This is a genomic window from Coprobacillus sp., from assembly GCF_984815275.1.
Genome location: NZ_CFJNYH010000004.1, coordinates 74452 through 92976, shown reverse-complemented (window position 1 = coordinate 92976; position 18525 = coordinate 74452). Strand labels below are relative to the sequence as shown.

13 protein-coding genes are annotated in these 18525 nt (G+C 30.5%); 3 read left to right on the top strand and 10 right to left on the bottom strand.

The genetic code is table 11. The features are described 5' to 3' along the window. Position 1: 1 nt before the first annotated feature. The 7 genes from mfd to AC5M21_RS02790 form a co-directional block, all read right to left on the bottom strand. Positions 2-3427, bottom strand: coding sequence for a transcription-repair coupling factor (mfd, locus tag AC5M21_RS02820; protein ID WP_008787327.1), 3426 nt, complete (start codon positions 3425-3427; stop codon positions 2-4). A gap of 11 nt (positions 3428-3438) precedes the next feature. After that, a complete protein-coding gene (pth, locus tag AC5M21_RS02815; RefSeq protein ID WP_008787326.1) occupies positions 3439-3993 on the bottom strand; it encodes an aminoacyl-tRNA hydrolase in 555 nt (184 codons plus the stop codon). An 8-nt stretch (positions 3994-4001) separates the two neighbouring features. Further along, the gene (gene pulA / locus AC5M21_RS02810; protein ID WP_008787325.1) at positions 4002-6095 is read right to left on the bottom strand and encodes a type I pullulanase; all 2094 of its coding nucleotides are present in this window, start codon (positions 6093-6095) and stop codon (positions 4002-4004) included. 691 nt (positions 6096-6786) lie between these two features. After that, positions 6787-9183, bottom strand: coding sequence for a glycogen/starch/alpha-glucan phosphorylase (locus AC5M21_RS02805; protein ID WP_008787324.1), 2397 nt, complete (start codon positions 9181-9183; stop codon positions 6787-6789). A gap of 14 nt (positions 9184-9197) precedes the next feature. Continuing rightward, positions 9198-11069 carry a 1,4-alpha-glucan branching protein GlgB gene (glgB, locus tag AC5M21_RS02800; protein WP_008787323.1) on the bottom strand — a complete coding sequence of 624 codons (1872 nt, stop codon included), beginning with the start codon at positions 11067-11069 and terminating at the stop codon, positions 9198-9200. A 144-nt stretch (positions 11070-11213) separates the two neighbouring features. Further along, entirely contained in the window at positions 11214-11417 is a 204-nt protein-coding gene (locus tag AC5M21_RS02795) for a helix-turn-helix domain-containing protein (protein ID WP_008787322.1), read from the bottom strand. 146 nt (positions 11418-11563) lie between these two features. After that, on the bottom strand, positions 11564-12547 hold the full coding sequence (locus tag AC5M21_RS02790; RefSeq protein WP_008787321.1) for a nucleoid-associated protein: 984 nt from the start codon (positions 12545-12547) through the stop codon (positions 11564-11566). Between the two features lie 82 nt (positions 12548-12629). Between AC5M21_RS02790 and AC5M21_RS02785 the strand changes: the two genes are divergently transcribed. Beyond that, the gene (locus tag AC5M21_RS02785; RefSeq protein WP_017143935.1) at positions 12630-13328 is read left to right on the top strand and encodes a YaaA family protein; all 699 of its coding nucleotides are present in this window, start codon (positions 12630-12632) and stop codon (positions 13326-13328) included. A gap of 152 nt (positions 13329-13480) precedes the next feature. Continuing rightward, a complete protein-coding gene (locus AC5M21_RS02780) occupies positions 13481-14812 on the top strand; it encodes an MATE family efflux transporter (RefSeq protein ID WP_008787319.1) in 1332 nt (443 codons plus the stop codon). A 724-nt stretch (positions 14813-15536) separates the two neighbouring features. Here AC5M21_RS02780 and AC5M21_RS02775 read toward each other — a convergent pair. The 3 genes from AC5M21_RS02775 to AC5M21_RS02765 form a co-directional block, all read right to left on the bottom strand. After that, positions 15537-16082: a DJ-1 family glyoxalase III gene (locus tag AC5M21_RS02775; protein ID WP_008787318.1), complete on the bottom strand. Its 546-nt coding sequence runs from the start codon at positions 16080-16082 to the stop codon at positions 15537-15539. Continuing rightward, the gene (locus tag AC5M21_RS02770; protein WP_008787317.1) at positions 16060-16503 is read right to left on the bottom strand and encodes a DUF2871 domain-containing protein; all 444 of its coding nucleotides are present in this window, start codon (positions 16501-16503) and stop codon (positions 16060-16062) included. The genes AC5M21_RS02775 and AC5M21_RS02770 overlap by 23 nt, the downstream gene beginning before the upstream one ends. Before the next feature lie 95 nt (positions 16504-16598). Continuing rightward, entirely contained in the window at positions 16599-17204 is a 606-nt protein-coding gene (locus tag AC5M21_RS02765; protein WP_017143936.1) for a hypothetical protein, read from the bottom strand. Between the two features lie 110 nt (positions 17205-17314). Here AC5M21_RS02765 and AC5M21_RS02760 point away from each other — a divergent pair, with 110 nt between their 5' ends. Next, on the top strand, positions 17315-18496 hold the full coding sequence (locus AC5M21_RS02760; RefSeq protein ID WP_008787315.1) for an AI-2E family transporter: 1182 nt from the start codon (positions 17315-17317) through the stop codon (positions 18494-18496). The last annotated feature ends 29 nt before the right edge of the window (positions 18497-18525 follow it).

Genomic DNA, 18525 nt, shown 5'->3' with positions numbered 1-18525 from the left:
CTTATACCATTTTCTTTAATTCACTTAATAATTCTAAAGCATGAGGTAACCAATGTCCAACTGTTGGAAACATAATGACAATTTCATTTTTCATATACTTCAATTGTGGTTTTGTAAATAACCTATGAACAAGTTCAAATAAAACATCTCCTTGAATATGAGCAGAGAATTCAGATGTTAACATAATCTGGATGTTTTCTCCTGTATCCTTGACCACATCAATAAATGGTTCTGTACATAAAATCTCATACTTACGTTTCAATACAATATTATTAACTTCTCTTGGTAATGTCCCATACAAATCTTTTAAATCACTTTCTAATGATTGAATTTGAGAAAGATGCTGAGCTTTATAAATCCTTTGATAAAGATTCAATTTCTCTATATCACTCTCAACGTAGTTTTCAGGAATATAACCCTCAATATTAATATTTTGAATTGGAACTTCTTTTTCTTCAGGTTTTTCACCTGTCTTTTCGTCTATTGCTTCTTGCAAGATTTTCATATACATATCAAATCCCACACTATCAATAAATCCTGCCTGTTCCCCACCAAGAATATCTCCCGAACCACGTATAGATAAATCTCGCATAGCAATCTTATAACCACTCCCTAATTGTGCAAACTCTTTAATTGCTTTTAAACGCTTTGATGCTTCCTCATTCATTTGCTTGTTTTTAGCATATAATAAATATGCATATGCAACCCGTTCACTTCGACCTACACGACCTTTTATTTGATAGAGTTGTGATAATCCGAATCTATCGGCGTCTTCAATAATAATCGTATTAGCATTAGGAATATCAATACCTGTCTCAATAATTGTTGTACATACTAAAACATCATATTCTTTATCTACAAAGGCTTGCATAACATCCTCTAATTGTTCTTTATTCATCTTCCCATGACCAATGCCTACTTTCGCTTCTGGTACCATGCGAGCAATATGATTAGCAACTGATTCAATATTTGATGTTTTGTTATAGAGATAGAAGACTTGTCCTTTTCTTCCTAACTCTCTTTCAATAACTTGCTTGATTAACTGCTCACTTTTTTCCATAACATATGTTTGAACAGGTAATCTATTAAGTGGTGGTGTTTCAATTTGTGATAAACCTCTAATACCCATAAGTGACATTTGTAAAGTCCTTGGAATTGGAGTTGCAGTTAAAGTTAAAACATCGATTGTTTCTCTCAACTGTTTAATTTGTTCTTTTTGTCTTACACCAAATCTTTGTTCCTCATCAATACATAATAAGCCCAAATCCTTGAATACAACATCTTTTGATAAGATTCTATGTGTTCCTACTAAAAGATCGATTTTTCCATTTTTTAAATCTTCAAAAATAACTTTTTTTTGTTTCAATGTTGTAAAACGATTTAATAAAGCAATTCGAACTGGGAAATTTTCAAATCGTTTGATCATTGTATGATAATGTTGAGCGGAAAGAATTGTTGTGGGACATAAGAAAGCCACTTGTTTATTTGCAAGAATTGCCTTAAAACACGCACGTAATGCGACTTCCGTTTTTCCAAATCCTACATCCCCACATAAAAGACGATCCATTGGTCTTGGAAGTTCCATATCTGCTTTAATTTCTTTGACTGCTTCTTGTTGATCAGGAGTTAACTCATACCCAAAGCATTCTTCAAATTGAATCTGTAATGCATCATCTTTAGGATAAGCAAATCCAGCCTGTTTCATTCTTGCTGCATAAAGTTCAATAAGTTTATCAGCTAAATCATCAACCTTCTTACGAACACGTTGTTTTGTTTTTTGCCATTCGGAACTATTCAGAGAATGAATCTTAGGAGATTTTCCATCACGTGAAGCATATTTTCGAACCAATTTAAAGTTCTCTACTGGAATATATAAAGTATCATTACCTTTATATGCTATATACAGGTAATCTTTCTTTGCCCCTTTTGTTTCCAAAGTTTTAATACCCATATATTGTCCAATACCATGTGTATCATGAACAACATAATCACCAATATTTAATTCTGTATAATCATTAATGATTTTTGCATCTTTATATTTAATATAACCTTTCTTTTTCTGGGAATTAACTTTAAATAATTCCGTCTCTGTTAACAAAACAATATGTTCTTCATAGAAATCCATACCAGTTTTAAATGAACCCATATAAATATTAACACCATTGTAGATATTTTCATCATTTCCTACCATAGTATATGGGATAGCATTTTGATCTAATAACTCAATCATCATTTGTATTTGATGACTATTATCTAGACACATTAATACTTTGTTTTGAATTAAATAATCTTTAATCTGCTGAACCAATTGTTTTTCATTAAGTAAAGAGAGTTGAACTTCTCTTGTTAAAAAAGAAATTTGTTTATCATTTGTTCTAAAATCAAGAAAGTCAATTTGTTTTTGAGATAATAAAGGTATGATTTCCTGATAAAGAATCAAACCTTTTATCATTTTTCCAACACCTTGTAACTCGTGAGTATAATAAAATGTTTCTTCAACATATTGTTTGTAAACATTTGTAATTTTTTCATAGCTAGAGGTCATCAAAAGAACATGATCAAAATATGAAGATAGTGTTGTTGTTGAAGAAAATAAACTTAAATACTGATATAAACGAGTTGAATAATCATGGCCCTTTAATGCTTCTATATCAATAGAAATTTCTTCCTCTAAATTCTCTTTATACTCTTCACATTCTGTTTTATCTTTCAATGTTTCAATAACTTTTATAGCCTCTGGAATTTCCTCTTCTCTATAGAGAAGATCTGTTGCAGGCAAAATGGTCACTTCTTGAACTTTTTCTAGTGACCTCTGAGTATTTTTATCAAAGAATCTTAAACTTTCGATTTCATCATCAAAGAATTCAATACGAATTGGATTATCATATTGAATAGAATAAACATCAATAACACCACCACGTTTAGAATAATAAAAAGGTTCATCAACCCTTTGAATCATTTGATATCCACTATGTACTAAACGTTGACGTAACTCAATAGGTTCTATAACCATACCAGTTTTTAAAGACAAAGTATTCTCCATAAACAAATCACGATTAGGAATATGACGTATAACACTATGTGTATGACAGATAACGACCATATCTTGAGATTTACATAATGCTGCTAAAGCATTAATTCTTTCTCCCATGATTTCTTGGGAAGATGCAAGTGCCTCTATTCGCAAAGATTCATCACATGGAAAAAAAGCAACTTTGTTTTTTAGAATAGGATATAGTTCCTGATATAACAATTGAGCTTGGTATAAACTCTCTTTGACAATCAGCATTGGCCTTTCAGAACTGAAAAAAGCACTAGCAATGAGGATTGCCTCATCACTAGCGTGGGATACCACTATCTCGCCTTTTCCCTTCATTAAAGCAAGATAAGCTGGATTATCTTTTAATATTTGAATAATCTTTTTCATTTTTATCTCCTCTAATTATATACATTCATAGCAGCAACAAAACCTTTATTCAAGTATGTCTCAATAGCTTTGACTGCATCTTCAACTCCTTGATCAATCAGGGGCTGCTCATCTTTTTGAAAACGCCCTAAAACATAGTCGACAACCTTGATTCGAGGATGTTTATCAATACCTACACGAATACGCTGAAATGACTGTGTTCCAACATGGGCAATAATGCTTTTAACTCCATTATGTCCCCCAGCACTACCACTTTGTCTTAAACGCAATTTTCCTACTGGCATATCCATATCATCATAAACCACAAGTAAATCCTCAACATCAATCTTAAAATAATCCATAACTTGACGCACTGACTCTCCTGAATTATTCATATATGTCATAGGTTTCAACAAAATAACATCTTCCCCATGATATTTAAACTTAACATATTCACCTTTGAACTTTGTTGTAGAAATAGAAACATTCATCACATCAGACAAACGATCCATTACCATAAATCCAACATTATGTCTTGTATTTTCATAATCCTTACCAGGATTACCTAAACCAACAATTAATTTCATAAAAACTCCTATCTGACAAGTATAGCCATACAAACTCCATCTATACTTAATTTTCCATCAATTATTTTCCCTTTTTCAGTATGATGCAATACTGTATAACCATCTTCAACATCAACTTCTACTGAATCAGTCGAAGCATTAAAATAAACAATAATATCTTGATATTCTCCATCATCTTGATGTAATTTATATTGTATCATACGATGATCAATATTTTCTAATTGAACATTTGCTCGTATCATATCATAATCTGCATATCTAAAACAAGGATTATTCTTTCTTAAATGAATTAAAAACTGCACAAATTGTACTGTGTCTATTTCAAAATCCTTACGATTCCAATCAAGAGCATTAACCTGATCACCAGCATTGTAAGTATTTTGCAAACCACCTTTTGTTCTAAAGAACTCCTGACCACTATGAATAAAAGGAATACCTTGAGACAAAATGACAGCAGCTAATAATAATCTTAAACGCTTCTTCTTTGTTTCTTCATCTTCATCATAATTAGAAATCTGGAATTTATCATAACAAGTTGCATTATCGTGACATTCTACATAATTAATAGACTGTGAGATATATTCAAACATATCAAGATTACAAATCGCTTTCATAGCATCATTCGTCTTATATGTATCACCAGAAAAATATCCTTTTGTTTCCATTTGATTTGTTCCTCTTAAAGTATCTCTAAAGAAATCATTAAAGAATCCAATATGAGGAACTTTTCTATTATTTTGTATTGTTGTTCTTTTGTCTTCTGCTAAAGCTGTCATCATATTCCAGCCTTCTCCATAAATAAGAAATGAAGAATCTAGCGCTTTTCCCTGGGCATCTATAAGCTTCATTGTTTCAATATCTATAAGTCCCATAAGATCGAATCTAAAACCATCAACACCATACAAAACTTGCCATCGTTTACACATATCTAGAATATATTTACGACACATCTTTGCTGTTGTATTCAAATCATTTCCACACCATGATCCATTAGACAAACTGCCATCATCATTTCTTCTAAAGAAATAGTGTGGAACTGTTTTTTCTAAAGCATTCATGTTGACATCATGCATATGATTATACACAACATCTAGCACAACTCTCATTCCTCTTGAATGAATGAATTCAATCATTTGTTGTGCCTCATAGACACGTTTATACCCATCATTAGGGTCTGTTACATAACTTCCTTCTGTTACATTATATTGAGCAGGATCATAACCCCAATTGTATAATTCTGATGGGTTTTTCTCATCTACAGTTGCAAAATCATTAATAGGCATTAATTGTATATGAGTGACACCTAAACATGATAAATAATCTAAACCTGTAGGATTGCCACTGTCAGTTGATGTATGCGGCTCTGTAAATGCAGCAAATTTTCCTTTGTTCTTCATACCACTTGTAGAAGACATTGAAAAATCTCTAACACTTGTCTCATAAATAATTGCATCTGTTTTATGCTCAAGTGGTGGCAATTGATGTGGTGGCATAGATAATTTTTGTAAATCAACAATAATATTTGTCCGCCCATTTGATGATGCTGCATATGCATAAGGATCCATTGAGATATCATAATTTCCAGCATGTTTAATGAGATAAAAATAATGAGCATTTTCTAAATCCTCTTCAACAGTATAGCTATAAACACCTTTTAATCCTCTTACCATTGGATAAAGAAAATCTTTTCCATCCTTGATAATCTTTAAAATGACACCAGTTGATAGTGGTGCCCATACCTTAAAAGTTGTTTTTTCTCTTGTATAACAATTTCCTAAATCATCACCTTCATAAAAATAAAGTTCATCAAATTCTTTACACATAGAAAGATATGAAAAATCTAAAAAGCATGTCAATCCATAAGCATCAACGATCTTATAGACTCTTCCCATATGAAATGAAACATGAAAAGCATATTTTTGAAAATCAGGATCATCACTACTATCTAATGCATCTCCTGTTAAAAGAATTAATTCATCAGATTCTAAATCTTTTAAATAAAATTTACTACTTATTCCATTATAATAATTCTTAGAGAGATAAACTCTTATTTCATTAAAATTTATAGCGATAGCTTTCATTCTTATTGCATTAGGTTCCATATTTATATTCCTTTCTCAAACTAAAAAAGCGAGATAAAGCGAACACTTTTCCTCTATGTATAGAGTATAACATAAACTATCTTAAAAAACTATCAAAGTTTGTCAAACTAAAAACTCCTAAAAAATAAAATGACCTATATATAAAATATAAGTCATTTCTGTAGTTCTTTAATCATTTAATAAAATGATTTGTATGAAATTTTTTGACATTCACATTTATTAAAGTATTGGAATGCTTAAAAAACATTATGATTAAAATACCTTATTTATAACTTTTCTTTGAAAATCTTCATGTATTATCAATTTCCTTTCTATCTTTAAATGTTCTTCTGTACATACTTATAACCAACTCAAAGGACTAACCTCATATTTATAGACAATCTGTTCATCTAAAACAGCCATCTTACCTTGTTTAAACTCTTTTCCTATTCCCTCACCTATCTTAGATTCTGCCCATAAATCTATCCCTTTGTATCACTTTATAATAGATATACTCCTCTTAGAGATGTTCAAAATTCCTTATCGGATTTCCCGTAAAGAAACCTATTTTTATTTTTCACATACATTATACTTCAAATTGAATATATGTGTAATAAGCAAACAATTCATAAATATAAAAAAGATCTAAAACTATCTCAATGATAATATTAGATCTTTTAATATTTTTATTCTATGAAAGTGTGCTCGTCTTTTAACGTTTCACTCTATCTAGTTTCCAAATATCAGATACATATTCTTCAATTGTACGATCTGAAGAGAAATATCCAGACTGAGCAATATTAACTAAACACATTTTTGACCATTTAGCACGGTCACGATAATATGCATCAATCAATTCATGTGCTTTGACATACTCTTCAAAATCAGCAAATAAGAAATATTCATCATTTCTATTCATTAATTCATCAAAAATCATTCTAAATTCTTCTCTAGATTCATGGAATGTTCCATCAACAAGTGAATCCACAACACGTTTAATATGTGGATTATTATTATAATAATCCCATGCATTGTATTGTCCATGTTGTCTCAATGTTTCAACTTCATTATCTTTTAATCCAAAGATAATAATATTGTCATCTCCAACACGTTCAGCCATTTCAACATTTGCACCATCTAATGTTCCTATCGTAACTGCTCCATTCATCATGAATTTCATATTACCAGTACCACTTGCTTCTTTTCCAGCAGTTGAAATTTGTTCAGAAACATCTGCAGCTGGCATGATTTTCTCAGCAATTGTAACTCCATAGTTTTCAATAAAGACAACCTTTAAGTAATCACTCGTCTCTGGATCATTGTTTACAATATCAGCTACACTGTTAATCAATTTAATAACCTTTTTAGCAAAGTAATAGGCAGGAGCAGCTTTAGCACCAAAGATAAATGTTCTTGGATAAATTCTAAATTCAGGATTAACTTTCATTTCTTGATATAAGTAAATCACATGCATGATATTTAACAATTGTCGTTTATAAGCATGTAATCTCTTCACCTGAATATCAAAAATACTATTTGTATCTATACGAATTCCATTATGTTTATAGATATAATCAGCTAAAACTTGCTTTCTTTGTTGTTTCACATTATAGAATTTACCTTGGACAATTGAATCATCAACATATTCCATTAATTTTTCTAATTGTTCAGGATGCTTTAACCAATCAGTTCCAATTGTTTCATTTAACAATGCAGACAATTCTGGATTGGAATAAGCTAACCATCTTCTATGAGTAATACCATTTGTTTTATTATTAAATTTATTTGGATATAAGAAATTAAAATCTTTCATCTCTTGTTCCTTAAGAATTTGTGAATGTAGTCTAGCTACACCATTTACACTGAAGCTTCCAGCAATCGCTAAGTGAGCCATATAAACTTGTCCATCTTTAATAATCATAACTCTATTTAATAAGTCATCATCATGATCACTGACCTGTTTAACATAGCCAATAAATCTACGATTAATTTCCTCAATAATCTGATAAATTCTTGGTAATAATGATTCCATTGTAGATACAGGCCATTTTTCTAAAGCTTCAGCCAATATAGTATGATTTGTATAAGCACATGTGTGTGATGTAATATGCCATGCTTCATCCCACTCCATATCATATTCATCAACCAAAATTCTCATTAATTCTGGAATAGCTAAAACAGGGTGTGTATCATTTAACTGAATAACATTTTTTTCATGAAAATTACTTAACGAAGGATAAACCCTCAAATGATTTTTAATAATTGCACGAATACCTGCTGATACAAAGAAATATTGTTGTTTTAAACGCAATGTACGACCCGCCAATGTAGAATCATCAGGATAAAGTGTTTGACAAATATCACGCACTTCCTGAGCATATTGTCTAAAATCTTTATTTGAAGGAATCTCTTCACTTGGTTCAGCATGCCATAAACGAAGTGTATTTGTGACTGTTGTATCATTTCCAACAATAGGCATATCATATGGAACAGCACGAACGCATTCAGCATCTACATGTTCCCATTTTCCAGTTTCTTCATTCCAAACAACACGACCCCAGAATTTAACATCAACAGCATGTTTTGGTTTACGAACTTCCCACATATTCCCCAATCTTAACCATTGATCAGGAACTTCTACTTGATAACCGTTTTCAATTTTTTGTTTGAACAAACCATATTCATAACGAATTGTATTTCCAAAAGCAGGATATGAAAGAGATGCTAATGAGTCCATAAAACAGGCCGCTAACCTTCCTAAACCACCATTACCAAGTCCAGCATCTGATTCTAATTCCTCTAAATCATGAATATTGATTCCATAGTCCTCTAATCCATCTTTAGCAATTTCATAGATTCCTAAGTTCATCATATTGTTAACTAACAGACGACCAATTAAAAATTCCATTGAAAAATAATGAACTTGTTTTTGATAATTCGTTTTTGTTGCCATTTTTGTCATAGCCCAGTTGACAGAGGCATAATCTCTAACCATTGTTTCAAGAACCATAAATTTTTCAGTAATATGAGATTCTTCTACAGTTCTCCCATAAGACTCAATAATTCTTCTTGAAAATTCATATTTAAATTCTTCTTTTGTTTTGAACATACATTTCTCTCCCTTTAATTTCTTTTCAATTCAAAGACCATAGCTGAGAATGGTGCAATATTGACTGCAATTGAATTCTCTTTATGAACTGCTGGTACTTTCTTCGATTTGATTGCACGCTTGTTAATAAAATGACTACCCGTATAACAATCAGTATCAGTGTTAATGATCTCTTTATATGTTCCTGCAACAGGTACAGGAATTTTATACCCTTCATGAGTATTCCCCACAAAGTTCATAATACAAATTAAAACTTCACCATCTGGTGCATAACGTGCATAGGCAAATACACTTTGTTGATTGTCATCAACAACTAGCCACTCAAAACCTTCAGGATAATAATCATACTGATAAAGTGCAGGATGACTTAAAATCATATGATTTAAATCACTAAAATATTTATGGAAAGAATCATGTTGTGGATATTTTAGCAATACCCAGCCTAATGCTTTCTTTTCGTCCCATTCTTTATACTCAGCCAATTCATTACCCATAAAGTTTAATTTTTTACCTGGATGAGTCATCATATACAAGTAAAGAGTCTTACATTGAGCAAACTTCTGATCATTATTTCCCCACATCTTATCTAAGATTGTTCCCTTACTATGAACAACTTCATCATGTGATAAAGGTAAAATATAATTTTCTCTATAAAAGTACATCATAGAAAAAGTTAACTTGTTGTGAGTATCAGGATGTTGACGGAAAATAGGATCTTTCTTAAAATATGCCAATGTATCATTCATCCAACCTAAATCCCACTTATAATCAAAACCTAATCCGCCAGCATGTGGTGCTCTTGTGACATTAGGATAATCACTAGAATCTTCAGCAATTAACATTACACCAGGAAATAAGCCATTCATATGTGAATTCATGCGTTTCATAAATTCAATTGCACCATCATTAACGCCTCTTTCTTTATTTCCTTTCCAATAAATCAAATTACTAACAGCATCAAAACGAATACCATCAATATGAAAATAATGTGCCCAATAATGAACAGAAGACATCAAGAAACTACGCACTTCTTCTCTTCCTAAATCAAAATAACAACTATCCCATTCTGTATATCTCAAATTAATATCTGGATATTCATAAACATAACCACCATCAAATTGATGTAATCCATGTCCATCTTTTACAAAATGTGCAGGAACAAAATCCATAATCACACCAATATTATTTTTATGACAAGCATTAATAAATGCCATTAATTGTTTAGGATTTCCATAACGACTTGTTGCACTAAAATATCCTGTCGCCTGATATCCCCATGATCCATCAAATGGGAACTCAATCAAAGGCATTAACTCAATATGAGAAAATCCATTTTCAACAACATAAGGAATAATTTCATCAATCATTTCCTCATAACTATAATATTCACCATCTTCTTCATCAGTAAAATCTTTTTTCATCTTCCATGAACCAATATTGGCCTCATAAATATTTAAGACTTTATCAAAATTCTTTGTACGCTTATTCAACCAGCGCTTATCTGCCCACTTAAATCCATCAATATTATAGACCTTAGAAGCAGTTGCAGGACGAAGTTCACTAAAAAAAGCATAAGGGTCTGCACGATCTACCCATGAACCATTAGGTGTCTCAATGCGGTATTTATATGTAGCATACTGTTTTATATGTGGAATAAACAATGTAAAGATACCTCCATCAGTATATCTTTCCATATAATGTTCTTCCCCATTCCAGTTATTAAAATCCCCTACGACTTGAACACTCTTTGCATGAGGTGCATAAACACTAAAACGAACACCTTTGTCACCATCATTTTCTTCAAGATGTGCTCCAAAGACTTTGTACATCTCTAAGCAGTTACCTTCATGAAAGAGCTGAATTAAAAAATTATCTAATTTTGCCATGGTAAAACCCCTTTCGTATAGTTTTATTATACATGATATGATTTTAAAAAGCATTAAGATTTATCATTTGAAAAAATATAAATTGAAACACATATCCTCCCAAAAAGACAAAAAGTAACAAGTCTGTTTTTGAGACTTGTTACTTTATTCATCTTTGATAAACTCTATAATATCATTAGGAGTACATTCTAAAATATGACATAATTTCTCCAATGTATATGTTGAAATTCCTTTATTATGTTTGAGATTATGTACTGTTCTTGGGTTAATATCATGTTTATGAATTAATGCATATGAAGATATACCCTTTTCTTTCATTTTATCAAATAATGGTCTATAACTAATCATCTCTCATCACAACCTCTGCTATATTATCCCCTTTTCATTTCATAATGAATATACTGAAAAATGTATCTATATAGATAATTGACATTGTTAATGAGAGTATTCAAAAAACTAAAAATAAAAATAGTGAACTTTATAGTTCACTAAAATTATTTAACAACAACTTCATTAATATCTTTGAGTATTATAGAAAAACTTCCATCAGGTTGCTTAACCTTCTCTAAATGACTACCTGATAAATATTCTTCAATAGGCAAACGCACTTCAATCTCATCATCTAAGACAAGTTTACAAGTATCAATAGCTCCAGCTAATGCTTTAATTTGATCTTCCTCACCAATACCCAAATCCTTTAACATGACTTCACTTTCTTCCTGTGCCTGATAATCTCTTTCAAGTACTTTTTTAACAATTTCTAAAGGTTTGACTGGCTGATTACTTTCCATTTTTTCTTGAATTTCTTGTTTCATGAGTGGCAATGCCTTGCCATCATTAACATTATAAATATCATCCATCTTTTTAATAACTTTTTTCATAGTGGAAAACTTTTGTTTATCAGTTAATTTTTCTTCACCTTTTATCCATTGAGGATTTAAATAAAAGTCAGGCTTTCCATCTATCGTATATTTCTTTTCAATCAAAAACAATTGTTTTTGATCACAGTTCATAATAATGGCTTCATCAACTGCTGCTCCCATCATTGGTAAAACCTGCTGTTTCGTAATACGTACAATTCCATCTTCAACCACACTCATTGGAATCATTCGGTAATTCAGCTTTAAGACAGCGACATGTCTTTCTCCATTTTTATAACAATCCACAAAAAGAACATTACTATTTGGCATCTCTTCAATCACTGAACCTAATGCAAATAGTTTATCTGTCATTTCATTAGCTTGCTTTATAAATTCTTCATCACTTTCAATTAACTTTTCACTTCTTAACATCATTTCATGTAAAGAACCTACAGTTAACTCTTTCATAACTGGAGAATTCAAGGCTTTCTCAACCTTTTTTCGATAATAATCAATTGATGTCTCATTCAAATCAACAAATGATGCTGAATGAAAAATTTTACGATGTTCAAAATCTAACATATGCATTAATATTTTATTAATAATGATTGTATTCATATTCTTCACCTGCCGATGTGATTATATCATATTTCTTTTCACATTATAAGAAATACTTTATAATATTATCGAGGTGAAAACAATGAAGATTATTATCGCACCAAGTAAAACAATGAAGTATAAAGACAGTGGCTTTGAATTAACTGAACAATTCTTTCCTGAGCAAACACAATATCTCCAGACACTCTTAAAACAATATAACGATGAAACTCTATGTGAGCTTATGAAAATATCATATAAACAAGCAACTCAAGTTTATCATTATTTTCATCAAACATACCCGTCTTATCCTGCATTATCCTTATATCAAGGAACTGTTTTTAAACAACTAGAACTTGATCAATATAAAAATCATTTAGATTATCTTAACTCACATCTTAGAATCATGTCTGCTTACTATGGAACATTAAAGTACAATACAGGTATAACGCCATATCGTTTAGATATGACAATGAAACTTCCACATGTAAATCTCTATGAATATTGGTATACCCCTCTCTATCAGCATTTTGAGAATGAAGATTTTATTATTTCATTAGCATCAAAAGAATTCACAATGATGTTGCATCATCCTCATATTTACTTTATTGATTTTATGGAAAGAAAAGATAATCAATTCAAAAGAAATGCAATGATTATTAAAAAAGCGAGAGGTCAGATGCTTAATCAAATGATATTACAAGAAGTACATACTTTAGAGGATATTCAAAAACTAAATATTGATGGCTTTACATACAATCCAATATATAATCAAGAAGGTACACTTGCTTTTGTGAGATAAAAATATAGAAACATAATTGACATTCATATATGCTCTGCTATAATGGGTATTGCTCGGAGGGCAAATCATTAAAATGATTAGCTGGACAAGGGTATAGATCTTTAGAATCTATTCCTTTGTCCAGTTTTTTATGTTTAGAGGAGGAAACGAATATGGATTTCATAAATGGAAAACTAAAACCAATTTATTTCAAATATCTTGCTGCAGCCTTTGGGAGTGCATTAATCACATCCATTTATTCTATTGTTGATATGGCTATTGTTGGACAATATCAAGGACCTGATGGAACAGCTGCATTAGCAGTTGTGGCACCTATATGGAATATTATATTTAGTTTAGGACTGCTTATGGGTATAGGTGGTTCTATCATATTTAGCACTTTAAAAGGAAGTTCAGATCAAAACACTCACAGTCAAAATGAATATTTTTCAACTGCTGTCATAGGTTCTCTTCTTTTGGCTGTCATATTTTGGATTGTCATTATCTTCTTTGACAAACAACTCCTTACATTTTTTGGAGCCAAAGACAATTTAATGCCATTAGCCTTAGAATACTTAATTCCCATAAAATTTGTTATTCCATGTTTTTTATTCACACAAATGTTAGCTGCATTTTTAAGAAATGATAACAGTCCTACATTGGCGACTGTAGCTGTCCTCTTAGGTGGCGTTTTCAATATATTTGGTGATTATACTTTTGTCTTTCTTTTTGATATGGGTATCTTTGGAGCGGGATTGGCAACTGCTATTGGATCAGTTATCTCATGTTTCATCATGTTATTACATTTCTTATCAAAGTCGAATACATTATATCTTGTGAAACCTACACATATCTTTCTTAAATTCAAAAAGATTTGTGTCACTGGATTTTCGACGTTCTTTATAGATATAGCAATGGGCATTCTTACAATTCTTTTCAATCGACAAATCATGAAATATCTAGGTACAAATGCTCTTTCAATTTATGGCATTATTGTTAATATAAGCACTTTTGTTCAATGCTGTGCTTACAGTGTTGGACAAGCTTCACAACCTATTATTTCTATGAACTATGGTGCAAAACAAGGGGATAGAATCAAGGAAACCTTAAAGTATGCGCTCTGTTCAGTCGCTTTCTTTAGCATCTTATGGAGTGCATTATCGCTTTGCATACCCAACATATTTGTTACATTTTTTATGAAACCAACTGATGAAATACTTGCAATGGCTCCAGCTATTATAAGCATATATGGACTTTCATTTATATTACTGCCATTCAATATTTTTTCTACTTATTATTTTCAGGCATTATTAAAACCGCAAATATCTTTTATTATTTCCATAACAAGAGGATTAATTGTTAGTGGTATTTTGATTTTCTTACTCCCACTATTGAATGTTCATTATATTTGGTTCACTATGTTATTTACAGAGATAATTGTCGCATTCTTCTCAGTTATCTCAATGATATACTACACAAAATCTTTACCTGCTAAAACCCACTAAAGTAACGCTGATAAAAAAGTATTATTCTCACTTTTCAGTTTGAATGATACTTTTTTATAAATATATAGACTAAGTTCAATAAACTTAAATTCATTTATAGCCGTTTTTCATTATATATTATTAAGCATTAAAATATTTACGCAATTTAGAATCACCATTTTTGATAATAATCGGTTCATTGGAAGCATTCATAAATAGGAAATGCAATAATCCTATTCTTCAACTAGAACATTGCATTAATTCTTGAAAATTAAAAACAAAATATTTATATTCAATATCCTGATTTGTATATAATGTGATTATTTTGATTTCTGGTGATTGATTATATAAGTCATCAAATATGAGTTCTTTGAGTCATTGCTTAAAATCAGAGATAGGTATTGATAACCTTTATTCACAAACACATTAATCATAACTTCCATTCATTTAAGCAACTGATCCAATTAATAATGGTCTAAGCAACATCTGTGGATCTTAATCATCATAAGTACAATAACCCGCCTAAAGAACCAGTCATAATACTTGAAATCAATTCATTCTTTTTCCACCTCAATTTATTATTATAAATAAATGATATGATACATTTGTATTGACCTCAATGTTAACTATTCATATTGAAATTCACATATTTATACTTGCAAATTAATAAAGAAAGTTTTCACAAAAAAATAGGACAAAAAACAATATAGTTTCTTGCCCTATCATTATCACTTTTAAAATGTCTTTATTTCTTTAAATAATGATACTGCATTGCCTGGGAAATATTTGTCGAACTTACACCTAATTTCTCAAGTATTGTATATGCAAACTCCAATGCAGCAGCTGGTCCTCTACCTGTAATAATATTTTGATCAATACAAGTGAATGAATCTTGATAAATACCTGAAGGTATTTCATTTTCAAATCCAGGATAACACGTAAACTGCTTATTTTCTATAATACCTGCTTTTTCTAAAGAGATTGGCCCAGCACAAATTGCTGCAATCCATTTTCCTTTTTGGTTAAAATCCTTTAAAATATCAATAACTCTTTGATCACTTCTCAACGAAGATGCTCCTGGCATACCACCTGGCAATACAACAACATCTGCCTCATATGCTGATTCATCAAATAAACAATCCATTGTCACTTTAACACCATGTGAACTTATAACTTCCATACTGTCCATACCTAACATATCACATTTTACATCAGCACGCCTTAACACGTCCACAACACTCAACGCCTCTAATTCTTCAAAACCTTCTTTAAATAACACTATTGCTTTCATGTTCATTCTCCTTTTCACTTAATTTGAGTAAAATTACCATTAGTATTATAAGTCCAACACCTAATAAAATATGTCCAATTCCAGCAATACCAGAAATAGCTGCATTCATCCCTGAACTTACTGATGTTCCTAATACCTGTAGAACACCTCTCATCATCAGCATTATAACAGTTATAAGAAGTCCACCATTATATACAATCATAAAATATTTAAACTTCTTTTCAGAAATCAAATTTGTACGTTGACTAAATAATGCCAAAATCATAAACATAAAAGTTCCTAAAACCATAAGATGAACGTGGATATTCGCTAAAACTGTTGTTCCAGTAAAACCATTTAATTTCGTAAATTCACGATAAAAAACACCACCTACTAAAGCAAGTATAACATATATAAATGAAACTTTAATCATTTTCTTCATGACTATTCCTCCTATTTTCAAGATATATTATAGAAATCATGACATATTTTTTCAACTCATGTGCTCTCAAATGAGAAAAGCTATCTTATGATAGCCTACCATGAAATCACTTTATTTCTTTTATCTATATCTTTTAATGTATTAATAAAGTCTTGAAGGTTCATTATTTTTTCTTTTGTCTTTTTCTTATTAGCAAGGGAAACACTATTAGCATCACTTAAAAGAACCATTGGAACCTTATCATAAGTAATGCGTGCATTTATAATTTCATATGATTTTTCTTTTGTTTTCAGATTTGTTTTCTCTTGTATATCACCTATTAGCAACATTGAATATGCATAATGAGTCACAACCTCTTTAGATTGAGAAGATAAAATTTCTTTACCATCTGGTCCTTCAGGTTTTATATATTTAGAAAATACTTGATTTTTTGAGAGGCTATAATTACCAATCTTTGTACCCTTCTCTAATTCAATTTTAAATTCTTTATAGGCTGAAGATGATTGTTCTTTTGAAATAGCATTTATGTATGTTGAAACAATTTTCTGATTTTCTGCAACAAGGCTTATACTATATTGATCTGATTGGGTAACTTTCTTCTCTTCTGAAGTTGGTTTGAATAATAAAAATGCAGCAATCAGAAATATGACAATCATGATAGCAAATATAAGAACTTGCGCCTGTCTTGTTATTTTTTTCATATAATCCATCACCTCTTTGTCTTATTTTATCATGTTTTGAAGACTTACACAATCAACTACACTTTTTCTATAAATTATGTTATGATTAAAAAGTCAAAGAAGGTGAAAAAGTGATAGATAAAACTCATATTGTCAAGAACAATAAAACCATGCTTTATATAACATATGCAATATTATTAGCCTTTGTTGTCTTTAACTATGAAACAGTCTTTTCAGTTGTTGGATATTTATTATCTTTAGCAACACCGCTATATATTGCTATTATTATTGCGTTTATCTTAAATATTCCAATGCGAAAGATTGAGCATTTATATGGTAAAAAGATTAAGAAAAAAGGATTAAAAAGAGGACTGTCCATTACGACAACTTTAATCCTTGCTATTATTTTACTTGTTCTCTTCTCTTCATTTATTATTCCAAAATTAGGAGAGAGTATTAGTTTAATCATTACCAATATATTTAATTATTCTAATCGTTTAGTTACTTTAGTGAATGATGCATTGGCACAATTCAATGTGAATTATGCCATTAATTATGATTCTATTCAACAAGCATTAACCAATATGGATTTGAATAGTTTTCTTTCTAAAAGTGGAGACTTATTAGGAAATGCAGGTATTAATTTAATATTTCAATCTATTGGTATTTTTGGAACATTTATCAATGCTATTACATCGTTTATTATGGCTTTATATTTATTAGCTAATAAAGAAACACATTTAAGACAATTGAAGAAGATAGTTACATTCTTCTTTGGTTATAAAGAATCTCTTGTTATCTTTGATATTGGTGCTGAAGCCAATCATTATTTTAATGGCTTTGTATCTGGTCAGCTTTTAGAATGTTGTATTCTGACATCATTGATGTATGCTGGTTTTAAGATTTCCGGTATGCCTTTCCCTGAATTATTAGCCTTTATCATAGGAATTGCAAGTTTAGTTCCAATGTTTGGAGGTTTTGTGGGATTTGGTATCAGTTTTGTATTGGTTTTAGCTGTTGAACCAACTCAAGCTATTATCTTTACTCTTTGCTTTGTTATTATTCAACAGTTTGAAGCAAATATTATTTATCCAAGAGTTGTTGGTGGTGCTGTTGGGATATCTGGTGTTTATGTACTTCTTTCTTTAGTTATCTTTGGAAATCTCCTTGGTTTCTTTGGACTCTTAATTGCAGTTCCAAGTATGGCTTTGATTTATGCAGTTGGTAGCCGTGTTGTCAATATTGCACTTTATCGAAAACATATTGAAGTCACAGATCATTCAATTACAAAGATTGATCCAGATAATCTTTAAATGAACATCATATATATTTAAAATTATTT

Excerpts from the sequence above, each read along its gene's own strand:
- mfd (WP_008787327.1), bottom strand. The coding sequence starts at position 3,427 with ATGAAAAAGATTATTCAAATATTAAAAGATAATCCAGCTTATCTTGCT.
- pth (WP_008787326.1), bottom strand. The coding sequence starts at position 3,993 with ATGAAATTAATTGTTGGTTTAGGTAATCCTGGTAAGGATTATGAAAAT.
- pulA (WP_008787325.1), bottom strand. The coding sequence starts at position 6,095 with ATGGAACCTAATGCAATAAGAATGAAAGCTATCGCTATAAATTTTAAT.
- AC5M21_RS02805 (WP_008787324.1), bottom strand. The coding sequence starts at position 9,183 with ATGTTCAAAACAAAAGAAGAATTTAAATATGAATTTTCAAGAAGAATT.
- glgB (WP_008787323.1), bottom strand. The coding sequence starts at position 11,069 with ATGGCAAAATTAGATAATTTTTTAATTCAGCTCTTTCATGAAGGTAAC.
- AC5M21_RS02795 (WP_008787322.1), bottom strand. The coding sequence starts at position 11,417 with ATGATTAGTTATAGACCATTATTTGATAAAATGAAAGAAAAGGGTATA.
- AC5M21_RS02790 (WP_008787321.1), bottom strand. The coding sequence starts at position 12,547 with ATGAATACAATCATTATTAATAAAATATTAATGCATATGTTAGATTTT.
- AC5M21_RS02785 (WP_017143935.1), top strand. The coding sequence starts at position 12,630 with ATGAAGATTATTATCGCACCAAGTAAAACAATGAAGTATAAAGACAGT.
- AC5M21_RS02780 (WP_008787319.1), top strand. The coding sequence starts at position 13,481 with ATGGATTTCATAAATGGAAAACTAAAACCAATTTATTTCAAATATCTT.
- AC5M21_RS02775 (WP_008787318.1), bottom strand. The coding sequence starts at position 16,082 with ATGAAAGCAATAGTGTTATTTAAAGAAGGTTTTGAAGAATTAGAGGCG.
- AC5M21_RS02770 (WP_008787317.1), bottom strand. The coding sequence starts at position 16,503 with ATGAAGAAAATGATTAAAGTTTCATTTATATATGTTATACTTGCTTTA.
- AC5M21_RS02765 (WP_017143936.1), bottom strand. The coding sequence starts at position 17,204 with ATGAAAAAAATAACAAGACAGGCGCAAGTTCTTATATTTGCTATCATG.